The 22,407-nt window shown below is 34.9% G+C and carries 17 protein-coding genes and 1 pseudogene; 14 read left to right on the top strand and 4 right to left on the bottom strand.

Going from position 1 to position 22,407, the window contains the following annotated elements; genetic code table 11:
* Positions 1–306 precede the first annotated feature (306 nt).
* From MHB39_RS18480 to MHB39_RS18460, 5 genes are all read left to right on the top strand, one after another.
* Entirely contained in the window at positions 307–2,493 is a 2,187-nt protein-coding gene (locus MHB39_RS18480) for a hypothetical protein (RefSeq protein ID WP_342544863.1), read from the top strand.
* Between the two features lie 95 nt (positions 2,494–2,588).
* Positions 2,589–2,921, top strand: coding sequence for an abortive infection family protein (locus MHB39_RS18475; protein WP_342544862.1), 333 nt, complete (start codon positions 2,589–2,591; stop codon positions 2,919–2,921).
* Positions 2,922–2,925: 4 nt separating this feature from the next.
* Positions 2,926–4,227 (top strand): hypothetical protein, encoded by a 1,302-nt coding sequence (locus tag MHB39_RS18470; RefSeq protein ID WP_342544860.1) that lies wholly within the window; start codon positions 2,926–2,928, stop codon positions 4,225–4,227.
* Positions 4,228–4,532: 305 nt separating this feature from the next.
* Positions 4,533–6,305 carry a reverse transcriptase domain-containing protein gene (locus tag MHB39_RS18465; RefSeq protein WP_342544857.1) on the top strand — a complete coding sequence of 591 codons (1,773 nt, stop codon included), beginning with the start codon at positions 4,533–4,535 and terminating at the stop codon, positions 6,303–6,305.
* Between the two features lie 486 nt (positions 6,306–6,791).
* Positions 6,792–6,941, top strand: a complete 150-nt coding sequence (locus MHB39_RS18460; protein ID WP_004228154.1) for a hypothetical protein — start codon at positions 6,792–6,794, stop codon at positions 6,939–6,941.
* Between the two features lie 627 nt (positions 6,942–7,568).
* Here MHB39_RS18460 and MHB39_RS18455 read toward each other — a convergent pair.
* The 3 genes and pseudogenes from MHB39_RS18455 to istA form a co-directional block, all read right to left on the bottom strand.
* A pseudogene (locus MHB39_RS18455) lies at positions 7,569–7,867 on the bottom strand (IS3 family transposase); the annotation flags it as partial.
* Between the two features lie 78 nt (positions 7,868–7,945).
* Entirely contained in the window at positions 7,946–8,692 is a 747-nt protein-coding gene (gene istB, locus MHB39_RS18450) for an IS21-like element helper ATPase IstB (RefSeq protein WP_342544854.1), read from the bottom strand.
* Positions 8,692–10,227: an IS21 family transposase gene (istA, locus tag MHB39_RS18445; protein ID WP_342546941.1), complete on the bottom strand. Its 1,536-nt coding sequence runs from the start codon at positions 10,225–10,227 to the stop codon at positions 8,692–8,694. Before istA ends, istB begins: the two co-directional genes overlap by 1 nt.
* Before the next feature lie 488 nt (positions 10,228–10,715).
* On the opposite strand from istA, the gene MHB39_RS18440 reads away from it, so the two are divergent.
* From MHB39_RS18440 to MHB39_RS18415, 6 genes are all read left to right on the top strand, one after another.
* Entirely contained in the window at positions 10,716–11,093 is a 378-nt protein-coding gene (locus tag MHB39_RS18440) for a DUF3221 domain-containing protein (protein WP_048394308.1), read from the top strand.
* A 334-nt stretch (positions 11,094–11,427) separates the two neighbouring features.
* Positions 11,428–11,976: an XRE family transcriptional regulator gene (locus MHB39_RS18435; RefSeq protein ID WP_066037146.1), complete on the top strand. Its 549-nt coding sequence runs from the start codon at positions 11,428–11,430 to the stop codon at positions 11,974–11,976.
* A 137-nt stretch (positions 11,977–12,113) separates the two neighbouring features.
* Positions 12,114–13,370, top strand: coding sequence for a hydroxymethylglutaryl-CoA reductase, degradative (locus tag MHB39_RS18430; RefSeq protein WP_048394314.1), 1,257 nt, complete (start codon positions 12,114–12,116; stop codon positions 13,368–13,370).
* Positions 13,371–13,373: 3 nt separating this feature from the next.
* Positions 13,374–13,814: a hypothetical protein gene (locus MHB39_RS18425; RefSeq protein WP_004228167.1), complete on the top strand. Its 441-nt coding sequence runs from the start codon at positions 13,374–13,376 to the stop codon at positions 13,812–13,814.
* A complete protein-coding gene (locus tag MHB39_RS18420) occupies positions 13,811–15,166 on the top strand; it encodes a tripartite tricarboxylate transporter permease (protein ID WP_205445360.1) in 1,356 nt (451 codons plus the stop codon). Before MHB39_RS18425 ends, MHB39_RS18420 begins: the two co-directional genes overlap by 4 nt.
* 19 nt (positions 15,167–15,185) lie before the next feature.
* Positions 15,186–16,082 carry a hydroxymethylglutaryl-CoA lyase gene (locus MHB39_RS18415; protein WP_342544851.1) on the top strand — a complete coding sequence of 299 codons (897 nt, stop codon included), beginning with the start codon at positions 15,186–15,188 and terminating at the stop codon, positions 16,080–16,082.
* Between the two features lie 151 nt (positions 16,083–16,233).
* On the opposite strand, the gene MHB39_RS18410 is transcribed toward MHB39_RS18415, so the two are convergent.
* Positions 16,234–16,965 carry a helix-turn-helix transcriptional regulator gene (locus tag MHB39_RS18410; protein ID WP_342544850.1) on the bottom strand — a complete coding sequence of 244 codons (732 nt, stop codon included), beginning with the start codon at positions 16,963–16,965 and terminating at the stop codon, positions 16,234–16,236.
* A 130-nt stretch (positions 16,966–17,095) separates the two neighbouring features.
* Here MHB39_RS18410 and MHB39_RS18405 point away from each other — a divergent pair, with 130 nt between their 5' ends.
* From MHB39_RS18405 to MHB39_RS18395, 3 genes are all read left to right on the top strand, one after another.
* Positions 17,096–18,556, top strand: coding sequence for an amidase (locus MHB39_RS18405; protein WP_342544848.1), 1,461 nt, complete (start codon positions 17,096–17,098; stop codon positions 18,554–18,556).
* Positions 18,557–18,690: 134 nt separating this feature from the next.
* Positions 18,691–19,977 carry an MFS transporter gene (locus MHB39_RS18400; protein WP_333003639.1) on the top strand — a complete coding sequence of 429 codons (1,287 nt, stop codon included), beginning with the start codon at positions 18,691–18,693 and terminating at the stop codon, positions 19,975–19,977.
* 200 nt (positions 19,978–20,177) lie between these two features.
* The gene (locus MHB39_RS18395; RefSeq protein ID WP_342544847.1) at positions 20,178–22,400 is read left to right on the top strand and encodes a 5'-nucleotidase C-terminal domain-containing protein; all 2,223 of its coding nucleotides are present in this window, start codon (positions 20,178–20,180) and stop codon (positions 22,398–22,400) included.
* Positions 22,401–22,407 lie beyond the last annotated feature (7 nt).

Genomic DNA, 22,407 nt, shown 5'->3' with positions numbered 1-22,407 from the left:
GAACACGACTTTGGTATAGAAAAAGACGGTATAGAATATTTTCCTGCTAGTGCTTATCAAAGTCCTATTTATTGGTTGCTCCATATTAAACCCAAAGCTACTATGGACTTCATAGTAAATTTCACAAATAAATCTGTAAAGAAATATATTTATTCGGATCTAGCCTCTAGACTCGATACTATAACCGAAGTTGAAGTTAAGTTAAGTGATGGCAGACAGAAAAAGCAGTACGTTAGTCAGTGCTTGTGGGAGATTTACAGAGGCACAAGTTCTCCAGTAAGTCCTAATTTATTGCAATCTTTACACATGGCTTTGGAAAAGTTTCTGCTAGAACTAGCTGAAAATGCAGATGCTGAAGTGTTAGTGAGTTGGTTAAATTATCTACTTGAGATTTCTGATAGCGCTTCTATTTCATCTGTAGTGACAAGTGTCGTGTTAGCATGTCCAGAAAAAACATTTGATATTGCAAAAATCTTATTTAGAACTAGAGAATTTATTATTCACGACACTCATAGATCGGTTTCAGAACAAGGTGCTAAAACACTATATTCGATAGGACAAAAAATGGGTTCTAGTAAAAATAATATATATGATATTGAGAGGCTAGAAACTTGTGAAAATAAGCATCGTAAGTGGAACTTAGAAAGTCTATGTCTAAACTATCAAGTATTTTCAACGCATGAATCTGGAGAGGAAGAAGCGAAGAAACGTCAGGAAATTCTATGGAATATTCTTAATGATTATTATAGTAAACTCCCACCAGATTCTGAACAAAATGAAGCTGATAAGACGTGGAGATTGTTTTTAGCAAGAATGGATAGGCGAAAAATGAGTATTAAAGCTGAAGAGACTGATGAAGGCATATCGATAGAGTTTAAACCTGAAATCGACCCAGAAATTGATGCATTTAGAGAGGAAACTCAAAAAGTGTATAAGGAACATATGAGATATGTACCTTTGAAGTTGTGGGCTGATTTCAAATCTAAAAATGATGACAAATATAAGGAATATGAGAGGTATGATAGTAACCCTCAAAATGCATTAGAGGATGTTAAGGAAATACTAGAAAAACTTAATGAGCCATACAACCCGGATCTATCTCAAGAAACATATGCTGAAAATGAGTTATTCCATTTATTTAATAATCAAATACCATCATGTGTATGTGCGGTATTAGTTGAGCATTATATAGATAAATTGAATGATGAAGAAAGAGAGTTTTGTAAGGGCATTATTATTGCTAAAGTGGCATCCTGTGTACAACCAAACTATGTTTACCAAGTTGGGGATGGTGTGCAGGAAGCAATTGCTTCATTACCAAAACTGATGGATTTATTTCCTAAAGAAAGGCAAACGATAAAATTATTGCTTTTACTAATACTGTTAAAGGATGAATCTGTTGGGGGAATAATGTCGACTGAAAGATTCAACATTTTCTCTATGGTAGCAATTCATAAGATGTGGGAAAAAGAATTTGATAATGCTCATTCCTTGCTATTGGGTTATCTAGTATTAAAGCCAAAATATAACGAATTAGTAGATGAAAGTCGCGAAAAGAGCTTTGAAGATGGCTTAAACGGATTTGATTTAGGAGAATTATTGGATAGGTTTTTAATTGATAATGAGATGAACCTGAATAAGATGTTTGATAACGAGTTTTCAATTTCTGATTTAGGTAATATTCAAGAGCTAGAGTTGTTTATATTATCAAATGCTCTGAAAATGATGCCTACTAAGTTACATTTTAAAGAACATATTGCTATTGCTCATGAAATAATTTCCAAATTTGCAAGAGAGCTAACAAAAGGTAGAGATGGTGATAATGTTGAATATATGGTTCGTGATGAATTTTTGGAAAGATATGCTTATTTAGTTTTAAATTCAGAAATTAAAGAAGTGCCACAATTGATTCAACCATTTATCGATAATTTCAACTCAACAGAACCTATAGCCGAAATGTTTCAAAAATTTATTTATGCTGAAGATAGAATGCATAGTTATGATAATTTTTGGTTTGTGTGGAATCATTTCAAAGATAAAATGGTGGAATTGACTAATAATGGCTGGTATGTAGATAAAATTATAAAGAGTTACTTGTTTGCACAAACACATTGGAATGATTCTAAGAAAGAATGGGATTCATTAAAAGTAATTAATATGAGATTGATTAAGGATGTATCTGAGCATATGGGGCAGCATCCTTCAGTATTATATTCAATTTCTAAACTGTTGAATGACATCGGTAGTTCATTTTATGCTGATGGATTAATATGGGTATCAAATATGTTATCAAGGCATTCAGAATATTACACTTCGAAACTTGAAATGAATACTTCTTACTATCTAGAAAACTTGGTGAGAAGGTATGTTTATGAAGAGCGAGAAAAGATTAAGAAGAATAAGAGATTAAAACAAAAAATTCTAGTTGTGCTAAATTTCCTTATAGAAAAGGGTTCTTCAGTAAGTTATATTCTTAGGGAGAATATTATTTAAATTGATTAGTATATACTTGAAGTAGAAATAGAGATAAAAGGCAATGGTAAAATTAATAACCATTGCCTTGTTTTTTTGCCTCTTACATAAATACGATGAACTGCATCATAAGGATAAACAATAGCACCATTCAATTTGGAATCCTTTATTGCCTTCAAATCCTGTACTTTATGGTAAAATTTACATTCAAGCGTATGAAGGTAAGCACCTTGGAGATATTAACAAGTGATTTAGAAAAGCAATCAATCTTGGGCAATTTACGTGCGATAGCTACAAATTTGGCTGCGTTGCGCAACCCTTATGGAAGAGGACATGGGAAAAGTGCCACATATAAAGGACTTGAAGAGAGACATGCAAAACTTGCTGTCGGCAGTAGTATAACGCTTGTTAGTTTTCTTTGGGATACTTATGAAAGGAGAGGTATTTGAAACCATGAACCGAATTAGTGAGATAACAAAACGTGATATCTATGATTTGTTCCGGAATGGAATTGATATAGATGAATGGTTTGAGAAGAAAAATGTTAAATATACTTATTTTGGACGTTGGAATGAAATTGAGTTTCTCAAGAGATTATATAATTTGAAAAATATGCGAAGTATAGATTCAAGATTTCCAGACGCGGAAAGTGACATATGGCAGCATACTGTAAACAATGATGATTATCCATTTTGCTGGGTTTTTGAGGATGAACGATTCCAACTGAAAAATGGAAACGATGAAATTTACTTGAAATTTATATGTGAGATTTTTCATCCTATAGTTAGGGATGAAACAGGATATTGGAAGGAGTTTCTTGCAGAAGTAAACAAAATGTTGCGAAACGATGGATATGAATTATATCCGGCAGAAAAAATATCTAACCGTGATGTCTATGGATGGAGAATATTTCGACCAGAAGAAAATATTATATTCATTCCATACTCTCAGAGGAATTTAAAAGCAATAAAAGAGAAAAGAATATTCTTATCAATTAAACGCCATGCAAGAAATCAGATTTATCAACTTTTAGAAAAATATAATGAGAACTACCAAGTAGAAGAAATGGGATTTACATATAATGTCTCATTAAGCGAAATAGTTTTTAATGATTTACGGCAGTTTTACATTCCTAAATGCTACAATGAACAAAATCAGTACGTTGAAACTAGCGACCTTCAAGATTTTATTTTAAACAATTTACCCTATTATGTATTGGATGTAGTCGAATTTTTTGCGAAACATAGCTGTTCTAACGATTTTGAAATGCAATTTAATGCAATATTGAAGCTAAATGATATTGCAATGAAATTAGATAACGGCAAAATTATAGGCAAGTTTGACAGTCATATAAAGAAAACAACATTAGTTACAATCGAAGAGGTAGGACTCAAGGAGTTACTTCAGGAAGCGGCTAAATATTATGAAGAAGATAATTTAAAAATTGCCGTTGAAAAACTTTGGGATGCTTTTGAAAGGCTGAAGACATATTACTTTCCCACATTAGATAAGAAGAAATCGATAAATAGAATTGTTAGGGATATAAGCAACAATAATGCATCATATAAAGAGATGTTTGAAAAGGAATTTCATGATCTTACTGCGATTGGCAATAACTTTAGAATTCGCCATCATGAAACTACAAAAATAGATATTGAGGATGATAGACACTATGATTATTTTTATAAACGTTGCCTATCACTAATTTCAATAGCGATTCAATATTTGGAAAGTAGGGGGCTTTCTAAACTTTGATTATTGAATCGCAAGTTGTAGGTTTTAAGGTTATTTGTCACGAAAAACTGTTAGAAAAAGATACTATTAACATGATTTTTCATATTTATTACACATAGAATATGCAAAATTCACAATTAGATATATAATTACTATTGGAGTAGCTTCGAACATCAAAGGTGTTATCGCCTTTATTTGATAAATAGAAAATGGAATATATATTCCGCGCACATATACTTTTAATCAACTGTTATTTAACGTTGATCTAGCCGGCATGACTAGAAAGGTAGGAATGGCTACTCCAAAATTTATTGGGGGTTCTATAGATGCAAATTAATTTAACAAAGCCAGATGATACTATTAAAAGTGAATTTGAGCTTTTAAAATCATTTGAAGATATAGCTAATTTGCTAGAAGTACCTCAACAACTTTTATGGAAACAAGTGGTAGGAAAAAAATCATATACCAACTTTAAAATTCCAAAAAAACAAAAAGACGAATTTCGGGAGATTAACAAACCTTCGAAAAATTTGGATATAATTCAGAAAAAGTTAAACTACATATTAAGATTAGTTTATACAAAGTTACATAACACGGCTCATGGATTTACTATAGATAAAAGTATAAAAACGAATGCGTTATCACATATTAATAATAAAGTTGTTTTAAATATCGATTTAGAAGATTTTTTCGGAAGTATTAACTTTGCAAGAGTTAGAGCTATGTTTATGACGTATTTTAAATTTAATTCAGAAGTTGCAACTACTCTAGCAAATATTTGTTGTGATAATAACAATGTTCTTGCTCAAGGAGCAGCAACTTCTCCTATAATTTCTAATATTATTGCAAATAAATTAGATAAACAATTACATAGACTAGCTAAGTCTAAACGGTGTGTTTATACGAGATATGCTGACGATATAACTTTTTCAACAAAACTTGATGATATAAATAAGGATATACTTCATGATGAAATAAATTTAGTTCTTGGTAGTGTTTTATCAAATATAATTACATCTAATGGTTTTACTATAAATAATAGTAAAACCAGAATTAGTAGAAAGAATAAGGCACAATATGTAACAGGAATAAAGATTAATAGTAAATTAAACATAAATCGTAAGTATGTAAAAAAAATCCGGACCATATTAAATAATATTGAAAAAAATATTAATAATTTAGAAGAAGCTAAAAGACTATTTTATAATAAGCATACGTTTAGAAAAACTAAATTAAAAGATTATGATATGTTTAATATAGTAAGGGGAATGATTTCACACATAGGATTTGTTAAAGGGAAAAATGATAAAGTATTTTTGAAATACGGTACTAGATACAATGAATTAATTAAACAAGTAAATGATAAGAGTGGGAAAACTTATGCTTTTATTAATATTCCTTTATCAAGAAAACAGTTTAGGGAGCAAAATGTATTTGTAATCGAAAGTATTGCATTTATGGAATATATTGCGGGAGTCTATAAGATGCAAGATTTAGAAGCGGAACAAGGAACAGGTTTTATGTTAAAGGACATAGGTTTAATAACGAATTGGCATGTAATTAAGCCCTACGTAGAAAAAGTGATAAAATTTGATTATACAAGATTTGAAGATGAATATTATATTCCAGTTTCCAAATCAAGATATGAAGAAGGTATATGGTTTGCAAAAATCATTGCATTTGATGAGGTAAGAGATATAGCAATATTAGAAATCGAGGGTATTGATAAATCCAAAATAGGTTTTAATTATTCCCTTGAAATAGAATCTGGAATGGAATGTTGTTTACTCGGCTACCCAGAATATAAGGATGGGCAATATTTGCATGAACTAGAAGGGAAAGTTCAAAGTGCTAGAGCAAATGTCATACCGCCAACACAGTTTTTAAGATATACCGTTAATATGTCTATACTTGGTGGAAATAGTGGGGGTCCAGTTGTTAATAATAGAAACGAAGTTATTGCAATCGCTGTTAAAGGAAGAGATTTTACAGTTTCTGAAGTTATACCTATTCAAGAATTATTTAACTCCATAGATAATAATGATATTATTTATGTAGAAAACCATAATATAAGACGTAATAGCAATGTTTCAGTTTGAAACATTGCTACCTTTCATTAACTGGACAAATTGCATGTTTTTATCTAATCTCTATAGTAGTTTGGCGAAATATCCTAAATATAAAAGAAGAGCTAGTTATAGTATTGTAATAGAAAAATTTGTCTCCGTAAGCAAATTGAGTAAACCTTATTAATTCCTTTGTAAGCGCACTTTTTATTGGTCAAAAAAGCTTTGTAAACGTTGATATTACACACTTTTTGGTTTTTTGATCAGTAACACCCGCCGTCTCCATACATAAAGGTGAGCAATAATTAACGCTAAATAAGAATAAAGGTAACAGCATCTAAAATGAGTGCGGATACAGATACTTTAAATACATTTGGCATTGAATTATTTACTAAGCTTTTTCCGAAATTAAGGTTAAGCAGTACAACAATATAGGAAAAAGGTTTATATCAGCAAAATAAGGTATACTATATTTGTTGAATAGATTTCTTTAAAGGCAGGAAAAGTAGGTGAACCAAAGTGGGGAAATATCAATTGGATACTAAAGGTAAGGTGGCTGTGGCAAAGTATCATGAAAAAAACAAGCCGGCCAAATTTGATAAAAAGCAGCAACTTGAGAAAATACGTGCGGAGTATTTGAAAAAGAAGCAAGAACAAACAGATCAATAATTTGAATGAAAACATAGGAAGACTAAAATTTCCCTATGTTTTTCTTTTCAAATTGATGATAAAGACATTGGAACGACATAGACATATAAATGGGAGTCACCATCTACAATTGAGGATAAAAAATTACATGATTTGAATGCATTTTTCCGTTTTGATAATAATCTTAAAACCTACCGTATGATATTACATCTTAGCCCCAACGACGATTGAGTGGGAGTAGTCATAAAGCGAGATAACCATCCGTTTATCTCTTTAAACTGATATCCAACGTTTTTGGTTAAATGTGAAAGAATTCATGTGAATATATGCATATCAAATTCTTCAAAGGCTCTATTTTGGGTATTAATTTATAAAATTGTTTTTACATCTGAATGTCTCAGTCTCTTAGTATTTTTTTATTTGCATCTGCTTTCAATAATAGAGACTAATGTCTTTAGAGGTAACTAAGGTTTTTCTAATAAAAAATTATCTTTATTTGTAGCATTCCAAAAATCAGAGCGCAATTAAGTAGGTTACACATAAATGAATTAAATAGTTAATTCGAAGTATGTAAGCTTCGTTATTTCATTTGGCTACTTTGGATAAATGAGTTCGGTATTGCACCGGACTCGTTTTTAATTTTGCCTAGTAGTTTATATATTTTTCTAATTCTATTTTTAATGCTCTATACTTTCTAATTCCCTCATGTAAAGGAAATCGGATTTCATAATGTCAAAGAAATTCACCATGACAGAGTTGTTGTAACTATTTCCTTTACGAGACATACTTTGAACAACCCCTCTTGATTCTAAGGCGCGACAGTATTTATTCATTTGATAATGCCAGTCCTGATCGGTATGCATAAGTAACTGGTGGTGCTCAGGTAAACGTTCGAGTGCTTTGTTCAACATGTCTGAAACAAGTGAATAGGTTGGTTTAGAGTAAACTCTAGTGTTTAATTTGTAGACGGTGTAACCGTCAAGTTGAAATAACAGTTTTTGCTCGTTTGAAATGAACACTTTTGCTTAAAACACATGCTGTCTATTTTTCATTCGATAACTATCACCATTCATATGAACAATTTCTACACGATGTAATAGTCGATCTAGAATGGCTGTTGTTATACCTTCATCGCCCATTAATTCACTCCATTGCTCAGGGCTTTTGTTTGAGGTTAATATAATTGAACTCCGTTCATACAGATGATTAATCAGCTGGAAGAATAGGTTTGCTTCGCGCTGATCCATTGCCATGTACATTAGGTCATCAATAATTACTAAGTCAGAAGCTTGTAATCGTTTTATCTGCACTTGTGACTTATGCGCAAACTCTTGTGTTTTCAGTAGCTGAATTAGTTCTCCCATCGTTATGAAATACACTTGAAAACCTCTTTGAATTGCCTCTATACCTAGCCCGATAGCTAGAAATGTTTTTCCTACACCAGGCGGTCCTAAAAATATTAAATTATACTGTTGTTCTAACCAACTGAACTCTAGAAGTTGCGTCAATTGTCGTTCTGTTAGGGCTGTTTGTTCATCTATATTAAACTCTTGAAGTGTTTTTATAAAAGGGAAACGAGCCCATTTCATTCGTCTCTCAATACTTTTAGCTTCTCGTTTATTTAGTTCGAATGTTGTAATTGCTTCTAAAAACTCTAAATAAGTCCAAGATGCTTTTTCAGCTTCACGAAGGAGCTGCGGGAGCTCCTCTGCGGTTTCAGCTAAACGTAATTGACGAAAGTGTTCTTGTAATTCTTTGACTGTTTTATTCATTAATTACGTCCTCCTAAGATACTTGTATATGTACTAAGAGAACGTGTCGTTACCTTAATTTTCGTGTTAGAAGTTAGCGTGCTATTACTTTTTTTAATATCTAATATAGAATCATTACCTAATTTCTTTAGATAACTAACGACATCACGAAAATCGTTGGCACTATAAAGATTTTCATCTATACATTTTTCAAGTGTTTGATTAATCCACTGAGGTTCACTTTTGATAACAGATAAAAGAATTGCTAATTGGTCACGACGATAACGATTATACAGTTGGCAAATTTCATTTACATATATCGTTGCAGCTTCTCGATTCTCAAAACTAAAAATGACACTTTGTTTTAACTCTTCAATGCCTTTAGATCTGTCTCTTGTGTGATTTCGATTTTTAATCAGTTTTCCTTTTTGCGTACTAATCTTATGTTCAGCTAGGATTTCACCAGCTGGTTGTTCACGAATAATCAATGTATTTTGTTTTGTTTGAAGGTACACTTGGTTATCATGTAGCGTACCGTAAGTCCCTAATGGGACTGAGTAACGATTTGACTTAAAGCGAATCGTATTGTCCTTATTTACGTTCCTTGCTATAATAACTTCATGGTTACTTTCTAATGAAAGTATAGGGGAGACTGGTTGTAAGTGTTGCTTTTCGACGAGAAACACTTCTACTGGTCTCTTTTTTGTTGTATTGTGTACGTTTTTATTTCCTGTTCGTTCTAACCACTGGGTTGCACTTATATTCCAACTTTTAATATCTTTAAAAACTCTACTATCCGCAAAATTACCTTTTATGTATTTCACTACATTTTCAATCATTCCTTTTGACTCTGGATCTGCCCTTCGACATAAGTGCACACGAAACTTCCGTTCTTTTACATACGCTTGAAATTCGGAGGTTAAGATTAAATCGCCGGCATTCTCACTAACTGTGATTAAGTGGTCTTGGTCATAAACAATTTCCTCAGTGCTTCCCCCAAAAAAGCTAAATGCATTTTCATGACAGCGAATGGCATCCTTTGTCGTAAAAGGCCGGTCTTGCCACTCCATATATTTATATCTTGAATGTGCTAATACAAAAGCAATGAAATACAGTTTTATTTCTTTTTTCTCTGTAGTTTTCTGTTTTGTTTCGCCCCAGTCCACTTGTATTTGTTTACCCATTGGCTGTTGTGGAACGGCTTCGTATTGTCTAACGATATTTCTTTTCTCAATCTGATATATTTCACGAATTTCTTTTACATAAGAGCGTACTGTGCTTTCTCCAATTTCTAAATTAGGATACCTCTCTAGTAACCAATCTTGAATTTGTGCTGCACTTAAATGAGGATATTCTTCCAACCAAGCCACAATCCAATCCCGATAGGGATCTAGTTTTTTAGGCTTTCTAAGTGCATTCCCTAAATACTCCTGTGCCTCTTCAAAGGACATTGCTAAATACTTATAAACAGTTCCACGATTTACTTTTAAATATTTAGCAATTTGTGCAATTTTCATTTTCCGTTTAAATAATTGATGAATCTCAACATATAACACTAACTTTTCCTCCAAGTCTCTTACCTCCAGTAAACGAATAATTCTAGTTTACTAGATAGTCTATTTGGTTAGCGAAAGTGTTCACGTGATTCGAGCGAAAACTGTCTATTTTATTCTAGCGGTTACAGACGGCTGAATAATAGCTTCAACTACATTGTATTTTATATTGTTTAATCCATTTAAGGGTTGCTTTATTATTAGTCCCCATAGATTTAGCTATAGCATAGGAGATTTCTGTTCCATTCCTCTTAAGTAGCGCTCAACAGCTTGTAATTTATCTTCGGCAGTTCAATACAAGTTTTTTTTATTTTCCTAATTCTATCCGATTGCATTGAAAACTTCAAAATATTTTCTGTATTCCTTCTTTGGGAAGTATTACAAGTAAAGTACTGTTTTGTATTGTAGAATAGAGGTGAGCGCAATATTTTGTATATTATGTATATTTAAAATGATATGAAAATTATTAAATGTATAAGGTGGTGGTTTGAATGAAGAACAGAATCCCCAAACCTATTATCAATACAGTCTTATTGTTACTTTTTCTTGTTGCTTTATGGTTCTTAGGTAATGTTAGCCAACTATTTGCTAGTAAAGAAAATACCGAAAGTGAAATTGGTTATATAGTAATGCATGAAGGAATAGTCTATTTTATTCAAGGAAAGGACGTTCAACAATCTGATATAGAGAGTTTCTCTAGCGAAAATCTCATGTACTTAAATAAATTTGAAACAGTTTCAATTTTAATTAATGAATCGAAACTTTCTATGAAAGGAATTAAAAGTGGAGATGAAGTGAGGATTTGGTATTCTGAAATTTTGGAGTCAAATCCAGCAAAAATCAAAGTTATTCGTATAGAAAAACTGTGACTAACATTTCGTTTTTACTAAATATAATTTAATACCATTTATAAATAAAAATTCCATTTATTTCCTTTATTTAAGCTGATTATTGCTTCTCAAAATTAATTTTTATGGATAATTCAACAATTTCGCGCGGGATTCAGCCTAAGAAGATGTGAATCCTATCACTATAATGGTATAAGGGTGTGCTAAAAGTCGAGAAACTTTCAGCACACCCTTTTGAATTTAATTGAACAGACGAAAATGAAGGAGTATTATACGCTCCGTATTTTTCTATCCATCATTTAAAAATATAGTATAGTTATTGTAAAAACCGAAATGATCGAGGGGACTGGAATAGATGAACTTACTAGAAGTTGGAGTAAAAATAAAGCAGATGCGGAAGAAAAATAAAATGTCTCAGGATGATTTAGCTTCGCAAATTAATTTAACGAAAAGTCATATTTCAAAAATAGAAAATGGCAAAGCGACACCGAGTCTGGTGACATTGTCTAAGATTGCGGAAATATTTGATGTGCCAATGGCTTGGTTTGTTATTCAGGATCAATTTGATGGTATTTCGATTGTTTCGAAAAAAGAACGCAATGAGACTGTTGAGACGAATGAACTTGGCTATCAATATGAGCTGTTAGCGAATAAGAGCTATATGAGCAATATCAATCCTTCTATTGTTACTGTACATAATGGGGCGGAAAATTTAGCCCCTTATACACACGATAATGATGAATTTATTTATGTCATTTCGGGTAGTATCGTCTTGAAATACGATCATAAATTTTACCATTTAGAAGAGGGGGACTCTGCGTATTTTTCTGGGAAAAAGGAGCATATCTTTATTAATAATTCTGCAGAAAACTCAAAGGTATTAACGATTTATGTTGAGGATTAAATCTTTCTTTTAAACGTAAATATTATCGAAAATACAAATTTCTTGTTTACAATACTATTCAGACAATTTACAATTGGTGTAATGTTATTCAACTAAGTTGAATTATATTACACTTTTTTAATTTTGGAGGTATGGGGATGACTTCACGTATAAAGGGATTTTATTTACTTTCAGTAGAAGAGCGAATTAAGTTAATCGCTGAAAAATCAAATTTAACCAACGAGGAAGTTGAAGCTTTAAAAAGTGGAATTTCATTAGAGCTTGCTGATGCAATGGTTGAAAATGTTATTGGACATATTTCAGTGCCTCTAGGGGTAGCGGCCAACTTTAAGGTGAATGGCAAAGAGGTATTTATTCCGATGGCTACGGAAGAGCCATCAGTAATTGCTGCGGCTAGTAATGCGGCCCGTGCAGCATATGAGCTAGGTGGTATTTTTACGTCCAGCTCGGGCACAGTTATGCGCGGACAGATTCAGGTATTAAATATTGAGGATCCTCATGCAGCGAGGGCGAAAATTTTTGAACATAAAAATGAGATCATTGAGCATTGTAATGAAAAAGATCCAACGTTAGTCAAGTTAGGCGGTGGAGTGAAGGATATAGAAGTACACTTAATCGACACAGCAAAAGAAACAATGGTTGTCGTTCATTTAATCGTAGATACGAAGGATGCAATGGGGGCAAACGCAGTCAATACGATGGCGGAATCTGTGTCACCATTAATCGAACGTATTACAAATGGACGAGTTGTGCTACGGATTATTTCAAATTTAGCAGATAAGCGTATTGTCCGTGCGCGTGGAGAATTCTCGACAGAAATGCTCGGGGGGATAGAGATTGCTAAAAATATTGTAAGTGCTTACGAATTTGCAGATGCTGACCCGTATCGGGCTGCCACACATAATAAAGGGGTTATGAATGGTATTACTGCTGCAGTATTAGCATCGGGTAATGATACACGTGCTGTTGAGGCTGGTGCTCATGCCTATGCTGCTCGTTCTGGTAGATATCGTTCTTTAACAACGTGGGAGCTGAATAAAGCAGGCAATCTTGTTGGTACGTTGGAATTGCCATTAGCTGTTGGTATTGTGGGAGGGGCTACGAAGACTCATCCTGTTGCAAAAGCAGCGCTAAAAATTATGGATGTGCAATCAGCAGAGGAGCTAGCCAGCTACATTGCCGCAGTAGGATTAGTAGAAAATCTAGCAAGCTTACGCGCACTTTCAGCAGAGGGTATTCAATCTGGTCATATGCGTCTGCATGCGAAAAACTTGGCTGTAATGGCTGGGGCAACAGGCGATATTATTGATCGAGTTGTGCAGCAGGCGGTAGAAGAGAAGGATTTCCGTTATGATCGTGTTTTAGAGATTACAAACTCTCTGCGAGGTGAATAATACATGGCGAATACTCCATACAATGGGCAAAAAAATGTAGAGGAAAAGAAGTTTATTGAAATTTTAGGAGACACGGTTTCTGGCAATCAGTTAATTATTTCAATTATTTTAAGCGTTGCCGCAAGCTTTTTAGGCTATCAGTTTGGCCAGTGGGTTTTTCCGAAGTTTGCAGACCCTCAGATGATTAACTCTTATTCACTGTTAACAGGAATCACGGGTATTCTGATTGTTGTTGCTATTAATACGATTCTTTTTAAACCAAAGCGTATTTTAGTAGAAGATGAAGCATCCAGTCATTCTTTAAAGGAAGCATTTGAGGATTTACAAATTGATATAGACGAGGAAATACGCTTAATCGAGGAAGATCCAGTGACAAAAAAAGAGCTTGAGGATTTTGGCATTCTTTCTAGCTTACAAGGCTTGAAAGGAGCGGATAAAAAATGAGTATTTATTTAATAGCTCTTTTATTTGCACTTCTTGGTGCAGCTATCTTTACTGTCATTGGTCTTATCTCAGGTACAGATGAAACAGCAATTATGGTACCCATTACATTGTTAGTTATTTTGCTGGGAGCGCCTCCTGAAGGGGTATTCGCCTTTTTCATGGCGGGCGTGTTAGCTAAGCATTTAACACATGCTGTCCCAACTGCGTTATTAGGCATTCCAGGGGATACAACGGCTGTACCGTTAATCGATCATGCCAATACATTACGCCGTTTAGGCATGCCGCACGTTGCACTACGTAAAATGATTTCTGGCGGTGTTATCGGTGCCTTTATCGCCCTACCAACCGCTGTATTGTTAGGTCAGTTTTTAGGTCAATTTGCCGACTTTTTTAAATCTTCATCAGGCATCATTTTTACTCTTGCCGCTATTTTAATCGCATTCTTTTCAAAGGGAAAATGGGCAAGTATTTTAATCATTATTCCATTTGCATTTTTCATTAAAGCTTTAGATAGCGTTAGCTTCGCGATGCTGGATAAACATTTAAGTATTACATTCTTTTTAGGAATTGCGATTGGACCGATGTTTTGTAATATTTTAATGGCGGCTTCTTCGGTTGCTAAAAATGATCTAGCTCGCAGTAAGCCAAATCAATATAATCTTGCTCCCGAAACGAAATCATGGAAGGGCTATTTCCCGAATCCATTTAAAATTTTATCGAAAAGGCAGACCATTTTTACGAGCATTACAACGTTTCTTTCCTCCCTTACATTTGTTTTCAGTCCTGTCGGGATGACGTCATTGATGGGAGAAATTGTGGGCTCACGTACAAAAGGTGCCTATAAAAAATCAACAACGAGTCTTACTGTCATGAATGGTGTAACGGAATCAACATATATAGCTGAAGCGATTATTCCATTAATTGCATTCGGTATTCCGTTAAGCCCAGTAGCACTTGGGCCAGCATCACCTTTATTTAATGCACCACCGATTTTTACAGTAGATCCAGTTAACAACTTACACACGCTCATGTCTTCATGGGACTTTTTCATTTTTGGGTTAATCGGTATTAGTGTAGCCGCTTTAATTGCTTATCCATTTGCGATGAATTATGCACGTAAAGCATCTGTATTAGTATTGAAATATATTAGCCAGGAAGCAATCGTAGCGATGTTCATCGGATTAGCATTTTTGCTTGCCTATAACGAGGCACAATTGCTAGGAGTAGTGTTAACATTTACAGTCGCAACTGTGGGTGGTTTATTAAATCGTATTTTAGGTGTAGGGGCCGGTGTGCAATTCATGGTATTCTATGCATCAAGCTGGATTATGCTACAGCTGTTCGGCATTTAATTAAAGGAAGTGTATCTTGATGACTTTACCAAAACAAGTGGAAATAAGAGAAGTTGGTCCTCGTGACGGCTTACAAAATGAGAAAATTTTTATTCCAACTGATTTGAAAGTGCAATGGATTAATTTAATAAGTGAAACAGGTGTCCGTCATATCGAAGTATCCTCTTTTGTTAGTCCCAAGTGGATACCAGCTTTAGCCGATCATCATGAAGTGTTTGAGCAAATCGCACGTGATGAAAAAATAACGTATGCAGCTCTTGTGCCTAATTTGAAAGGGGTAGAAGGAGCCATTCAACAAAAGGTTGATGAAATTGCGTTATTTATCTCTGCCTCTGAGGAGCATAATCAAAGTAATGTAAACGCTTCAATTAACCAATCTTTACAGAACTTAAAAGCTGTAGCTGAAGCAGCAAATCGTGAAGGTATACCGTTAAGAGGCTATATTTCAACTGTATTTGGCAGTCCGTTTGGTGATGAAGTAAAGCTTCAAACAGTGAAGGAAATCATTGATGCCTATCTAGCAATGGGCGTTTCTGAAATTTCACTAGGCGATACAATTGGGGTAGCAGATCCTGTACAAGTAAAGGCTATTTTATCAGAGCTACTCACTCAATACGATCGTGATTTGTTTGCCCTTCATTTTCATGATACGTATGGCCGTGCTTTAGCCAATATCTTTGCAGCACTTGAGCTGGGGATTACAAAATACGACAGTGCTATTGGAGGTTTAGGGGGGTGCCCCTATGCCCCTGGTGCAAGCGGCAATGTGTCAACGAATGATTTAGTAAATTTCCTGCATCGTTTAGGCATTCAAACGAATATTGATGAAGAAAAACTATTTACCGCCACACGATTTTTACAGCAGGCAATAAATAGACAGCTTGATAGTAAAGTGTATAAAGTACAAAGTAATTAAGTAAAAGAGCACCTTATAGTTAGAATTAAAATGAGAACCGCCCCACCAATTGTTAGACACACTCTACCAATTGGTGGGGCGGTTTTTTACTGAGGGAAAATAGTTTTATGCCAATTAATCATACTACCTTTGAATTCAATAGATGACCCTCCTAAATATGATCAATATACTTCAAACACTTTGCCAGCAGTTGGGTACGATTGGTTACTTGAAACTTTCTATATAGGTTTTGAAGGTGTTTTTTGATTGTATTTTCACTGACAAATAATTGCTGGGCGATATCTATATTTTTTAAGCCTTTTAAAACAAAGCTTAAAACTTCTTTTTCTCTTTCTGTCATTTCAAATAAGATGGAAGGCTGTGAATAGTGATGGAGGGAATACATGTTTTCGATATTTCTTTTCAAATACACTAACTTTAAAATATCTTTTTCATTAAATAGCTTCTCTCCTGTTTTCCTTAAAAAGCCAATAACTGCTACGAGCTTATTGTCTATTCTTAAATACATGGCCATTTCATCTTCATAGCGATTTTCTTTCAAAAAAACTTCTTTATAGTGGGTTTGTTTTTGCAGGCACATAACTTCATTCCTATTCATTAGCTGAATGGAATGCTGTGTATTTATATTTTGAGGGTGTAATGGATCAAAGTTTTTATATCTTTGTAAATATTCATTAATCGTATGACGCTCTATATTAAAAAGCACAGGGGCGGTTAACTCATTATTTGCTATTTCCCAAAATAACATATGGTGATAGCCGAGATGCTGACTTATTGTATGCAATAGTTCATGTTTAAACCCTTCATTACTTTGTTTCACATTCATATTTGAAATATGATAGCTCGCTTTAAGAATGTTTTCTAAATCATTTTCTAAAAACATGAAAACACCTCATTTCTCTATTATGCTTTTATATTCTACTTAAAACAGAATTATCCTTTCGGGTAATATCTTAAATTTAGAATATTCAGTACATTATAGTTGCAAGATTACTATTATACGAGGTGAGAATATGAATTTACAAGAGTATGCATCCTATGACGGTATTGGGTTAGCAGAGCTAGTAAAATCAAAGGAAGTAACACCACAGGAATTAAAGGAGCTAGCGTTAGAAGGAATAAAAAAAGTCAATCCATCCATTAATGCAGTTGTTAGTGTGTTAGAAGAGCAGGCTGACAAAGCAATTGAGAAGGTTGATGAAAATGCGCCGTTTGCAGGTGTTCCGTTTTTAATTAAAGAGCTTGTGTTACATGCAGAGGGTGTTCCGCATAGTATGGGGAGTCGTATTGGAGAAAATACGGTTATACCCGTCGATAGTGAATTAATGGCGCGTTTTAGAAAGGCTGGCTTGATTTTAGCAGGTACTACGACAACACCTGAGTTTGGCTATAATGCAGCGACTGAAGCAGTTATTTATGGTGCAACGCGCAATCCGTGGAATTTAAATCATAGTCCAGGCGGTTCGAGTGGAGGGTCAGCAGCCGCTGTGGCAAGTGGTATTGTGCCAATCGCTCATGCTAATGATGGCGGAGGTTCTATTCGTATCCCCGCTTCCTGTAGTGGGTTAGTGGGATTAAAGCCAACACGGGGAAGAGTTCCAGCTGGTCCATTCAATAGTGAGCCTTTAAATGGTATTGCCATTGAGTTCGCTGTGACTCGTACAATTCGTGATACAGCGGTGCTATTAGATCAAGTAGCAGGTCCTGACTTAGGAAGCTATTCCAAATTAGAAGTAACACATGCACCGTATGGACAACTTATCCAGGAAACAGTGCGCCCGCTAAAAATTGCTTGGACAACTGAAACAAATTCTGGGGCATTTGTCGATCCGGAATGTATAGAAGCGGTTCATAAAACAGTTCAAGTATTAAAAGAACTAGGACACGAGGTAGTAGAGGCGCGTCCGAAATATGAACAAGCATCATTCACAAAGGCGACGGTCGATATTTGGACAGCGAATATTTATCAAATGATTAAGGGGGCTGCAGCGGGAACTGGTAAAGCAGTTTCTCCAGACTATATTGAAGCCGCCATTTGGAAATGCTATGAATATGGTGGTCAATTAAAGGCGGCTGATTTATTGGAAGCTATTCATACAAATGCAGTCGTTTCTCGTCAAGTTGCAGGCTTCTTTGAAGATTATGATATTTTATTGAGTCCAACTATTGGCACACTTCCTGCTAAAATTGGTGAATTAAATGCCAACAATCCTAACATTTCGGCTGTTGAATGGACAGAGCAAATTTTCACGTATGCACCGTTTACAAATTTATTCAATGCTACAGGTCAGCCCTCCATATCATTGCCTTTAGCAGAAAGTAAATCAGGTCTACCAATTGGTCTACAAATGACAGGTAAGTTTGCAGATGAATTGACGTTATTACAGCTAGGTAGACAGCTAGAGGAAGCAATGCCTTGGAAAGACCGTCAACCAGCAGTACATGTCAGTGAACAGCCTCAGCCAGCAGTATAATATAGCATGAACGCACTTAGTGTAGACTGGGTGCGTTTTCTTTCTGTCGTAATTTTCAAGCTTCCTCAAAAGCAGGTTTTATCCTGACCTCGAACTCATATACATAACATAAAAGCTAATAGGAGTAGTGATTATTGGACAAACAACAACATAAGTACAGATGGATTGTGTTTGTTGCTGTATTGTTTACCTATTTGTTAATGGCAAGTCAGCGAACTGCTCCAGGGTTAATTACAGATCAATTGATGGAGGATTTTGGGGTAACGGCTTCGACAATTGGCTTATTGACGAGTATTCAATTTTTTGTGTACACGAGTTTGCAAATTCCAATGGGGATTCTAGCTGACCGATTTGGGCCAAACCTTTTCCTCATCATTGGTGCCACCCTTACAGGTATAGGAACGATTCTTTACAGTCTAGGTACACATGAATTCATTCTATTCTTTTCTAGAATACTTACTGGTGTAGGAGATGCCACCATATGGGTGAATATGGTGCTTATTTTGGCACAATGGTTTCATAAAAAGGAGTTTGTACGATTAATTGGCTTTGCAGGTATGACAGGGAGCTTAGGCTTCTTATTGGCAACAGTGCCTTTTGCTACATTGATTCTTTTATTAGGTTGGCGAATCACCTTTTTCTCTACAGGACTTTTACTATGCTTATGTGGTGTACTTCTTTATTTTGTGCTCGTACAAAACACAAAACGCATCTTTTCAAAGGAACCAGTCTTCAAAACTGAAGAAATACAACGTGAAAAAAGCTCCAGATTATTACGAAGAATATTTTCAAGCAGGCAAGCATGGGCTTTATTTTTTTGTCATTTTGGCGTTGTTGGCGGGTATGTTGGCTTTATTAGCTCGTGGGCAGTACCATATGGGATCAATATGTATGAGATGTCACGGTCAGAGGCTAGTCAGCTAATTATGATTGGTCTAGTCGGAGCACTAATAGGAGCACCCTTAATGAGCTGGATTGCTGGCTGTTTAGGTACAATTAAGAGACCCTATATTGTTGTGCACATTGCGGTTTTAGCGAGTTGGTTTGCCTTTCTTTTATTGAAAGGGCATCCGTCCATTTTCATGCTCATTGTCCTGTTCTTTATCATCGGCTTTGGCTATGGTGCAAGTGCTTTAACCTTTGCGGCAGTTCGTCAAACTTTCCCTTTAAATGAATCAGGCATTGTTTCTGGGTTTGCCAATACAGGGGGCTTTCTAAGTGCCGCATTGCTACCCATTATTTTTGGGTATATTTTAGATTACTTTCAAGCTGCCACAGGCAATGTAAGTGATGGGTACTACTATGGCTTCATTTCGCCTGTTATATTCTCCTTCATTGGTTTGATGGGAGTCCTGTTATTAAAGGAAAAACGTGTGAGAGTGGCTGTAGCATATCCAGATGAATCAAATAAATCCTATTAAAATAGGGATATTGGACGGGAGTGAAACTTTTGTTGAATATCGATTTTCTATTGCTTTTTCCTCTTTAATCACGCTAATATCTGTTAAATTTATGAAATTATATTACTTTTATGATAGATTTTACCTGGTTAGACATCTCCATAAATGCTACACTGATTAGGAATCTTAAAATTCAGAATAAAAAGGGAGAAAACTAGGAAATGAATCAATTGAAACAAGTTATAACAATACTAAGTATGGCTGTATTGATTCTGGCAACAGGAATTGTCTTTACACAAACGCCTGTCAATGCACAAGAGGAAGAGAAAGATATTCATATTACACTCCTGGCTACGTCAGATATTCATGGCCGCTCTATGCCTTGGGATTACGCAGTGGATGGACCAAATCTCACAGGAAGTTTAACGCAATTATATACAATTATTAAAGATATCCGTAAAGATCATCCGAATACCATCCTACTGGAAAATGGAGATTTAATACAGGATAATTCTGCAGAATTGTTTAATGACCAGCCGCAGTCACCGATGATGGTTGCTGTTAATGAAATGGGCTATGAAGCTTGGACATATGGTAATCACGAGTTTAATTTTGGTTTGGATGTATTAGATAAAGTTTCCAGTCAATTTAATGGAGCAAGACTTGCTGGGAACGTTTATAAAGAAAATGGCGAACGCTATTTACCTGCATATACAATTATTGAGCGTGAAGGGGTTAAAATCGGGGTTATTGGCATGGTTACACCTTTGATTACAGAGTATGAGAAGGGGACAAATCATCTTGATGGTTTAGTTGTCAAAAACCCGATAGAAGAGACTAAAAAGGCAGTTAAGGAATTAGAGGGTAAAGTAGATGTCATGATTGGCCTTATGCATATGGGATTGGAAAATGAAAATGGTGTTCCAGGAACGGGTGTGAAGGAAATGGCTAATGCCGTACCAGAACTAGCTGCTATTTTTGCAGGACACAATCATGTACTGATAAATAAAGAAGAAGTGAACGGTGTTTTTATAACAGAGCCTAATAAATATGGAACACATATTTCACGAATTGATTTAACATTTACTCGCCAAGGTGAGAAATTGTTGCTTAAAGAAAAAGATGCTTCAACTATTCCAGTAAAGAATGAAGACGGGACCTTTGTTGAATCGGATAAAGACCTAGAAAAAACGTTGAAGCCATACCATGATTATGCACGTGAAGATGCTAATATCGAAGTAGCACAGCTTAAAGGAACAAATCTTGTTCCCAAAAATGAAATTAAGGGTATACCAGCTGTACACATCCAAGAAACACCTTTATCAGATTTTTTCCATGAGGTCATGCTGCATTATAGTAAGGCAGATGTGGTAGCACATCAGATTGATAATGACAAAGCTTCATTGGATGTAGGTCCTATTAAGAAAAAGGATATCGCCTATAATTATCAATTTGCTGGTGGAGAAGTATCAGTTTATGAAGTAACGGGCAAAGATTTAAAAGATTATATGGAATGGGCAGTTGGCTATTTTAATAGCACACGAGATGGAGATGTGACGATTAGTTTTGATAAAACGCGTCGTTCCTCTAAATATAGTACGAATGATTATTTCGGAAATGTAAAATATGACATCGATTTAACTGAGCAGCCAGGTAACAGAATAAAAAATCTACGCAAATTAGATGGTACCCCGATTAAGCTAGAAGACAACTTAAAGCTTGGTATGAACTCTTATCGAATGGATTTTCTTGTATCAAAAGGTCAGGCACTTGAAGGGCGTAAGTTTAATATGATTTGGTCCTCTAAAGAAGAAAGTGCCTATGGAGAAACAGGCGGTACAATCCGTAATCTAGCTATTCGATATCTAAAAGAAGAGATGAACGGTGTGTATGAGCCAGTGATCCAACATAACTGGAAAATCGTTGGTGTCGATATGAAATCGCCTGCCCGTGCTGCTGTTGTTGAATTAATCAATAAAGATATTTTAGCCATTCCTACAACGGAAGATGGTAAATATACAAATATAGCATCGATTAATGTCAAAGCTTTGATTACAGAAGAAGAAATAAAAATGCTAGCAACAAAAGCAAAAGTAGATGCTAGCCAATTTACTGGGGTAAAAACGTCAGGTGAATTTTATCAAAAGCTGGTAAAAGCATTGAATAAACCTAAAGATGAGCCAGTAGAAAAACCGGTGAATCCAAGTAAGACAGCACCAGACAAATCGAAGCCAACAATTACTCAGCCAGAATCACTTAAAGGGATTGTTACGGCTTATCACTTAAATGTTCGTTCAAAGCCATCGAACTCAGGAAAAGTATATGGGACAATTTCAAAGAATACCGAAATTACAATTTTAGAGGAAATACAAGGCTGGTATAAGATATCTTATAATAATACGTCGGGGTATGTTTATAGCAAATATGTAACGATTAAAAAATAAGAGCTAG

Origin of the sequence: Lysinibacillus sp. FSL K6-4013 (assembly GCF_038630435.1) — a bacterium.
Lineage (GTDB): Bacteria > Bacillota > Bacilli > Bacillales_A > Planococcaceae > Lysinibacillus > Lysinibacillus boronitolerans.
Note: the sequence above shows the minus strand (reverse complement) of the source record. Positions and strands in the feature narration are given on the sequence as shown.

Excerpts from the sequence above, each read along its gene's own strand:
- MHB39_RS18435 (WP_066037146.1), top strand. The coding sequence starts at position 11,428 with ATGAACTTACTAGAAGTTGGAGTAAAAATAAAGCAGATGCGGAAGAAA.
- MHB39_RS18465 (WP_342544857.1), top strand. The coding sequence starts at position 4,533 with ATGCAAATTAATTTAACAAAGCCAGATGATACTATTAAAAGTGAATTT.
- MHB39_RS18420 (WP_205445360.1), top strand. The coding sequence starts at position 13,811 with ATGAGTATTTATTTAATAGCTCTTTTATTTGCACTTCTTGGTGCAGCT.
- MHB39_RS18430 (WP_048394314.1), top strand. The coding sequence starts at position 12,114 with ATGACTTCACGTATAAAGGGATTTTATTTACTTTCAGTAGAAGAGCGA.
- MHB39_RS18410 (WP_342544850.1), bottom strand. The coding sequence starts at position 16,965 with ATGTTTTTAGAAAATGATTTAGAAAACATTCTTAAAGCGAGCTATCAT.
- MHB39_RS18415 (WP_342544851.1), top strand. The coding sequence starts at position 15,186 with ATGACTTTACCAAAACAAGTGGAAATAAGAGAAGTTGGTCCTCGTGAC.
- istB (WP_342544854.1), bottom strand. The coding sequence starts at position 8,692 with ATGAATAAAACAGTCAAAGAATTACAAGAACACTTTCGTCAATTACGT.
- MHB39_RS18425 (WP_004228167.1), top strand. The coding sequence starts at position 13,374 with ATGGCGAATACTCCATACAATGGGCAAAAAAATGTAGAGGAAAAGAAG.
- MHB39_RS18395 (WP_342544847.1), top strand. The coding sequence starts at position 20,178 with ATGAATCAATTGAAACAAGTTATAACAATACTAAGTATGGCTGTATTG.
- MHB39_RS18475 (WP_342544862.1), top strand. The coding sequence starts at position 2,589 with ATGAACTGCATCATAAGGATAAACAATAGCACCATTCAATTTGGAATC.
- MHB39_RS18405 (WP_342544848.1), top strand. The coding sequence starts at position 17,096 with ATGAATTTACAAGAGTATGCATCCTATGACGGTATTGGGTTAGCAGAG.
- MHB39_RS18440 (WP_048394308.1), top strand. The coding sequence starts at position 10,716 with ATGAAGAACAGAATCCCCAAACCTATTATCAATACAGTCTTATTGTTA.
- MHB39_RS18480 (WP_342544863.1), top strand. The coding sequence starts at position 307 with ATGGCTTTGGAAAAGTTTCTGCTAGAACTAGCTGAAAATGCAGATGCT.
- MHB39_RS18470 (WP_342544860.1), top strand. The coding sequence starts at position 2,926 with ATGAACCGAATTAGTGAGATAACAAAACGTGATATCTATGATTTGTTC.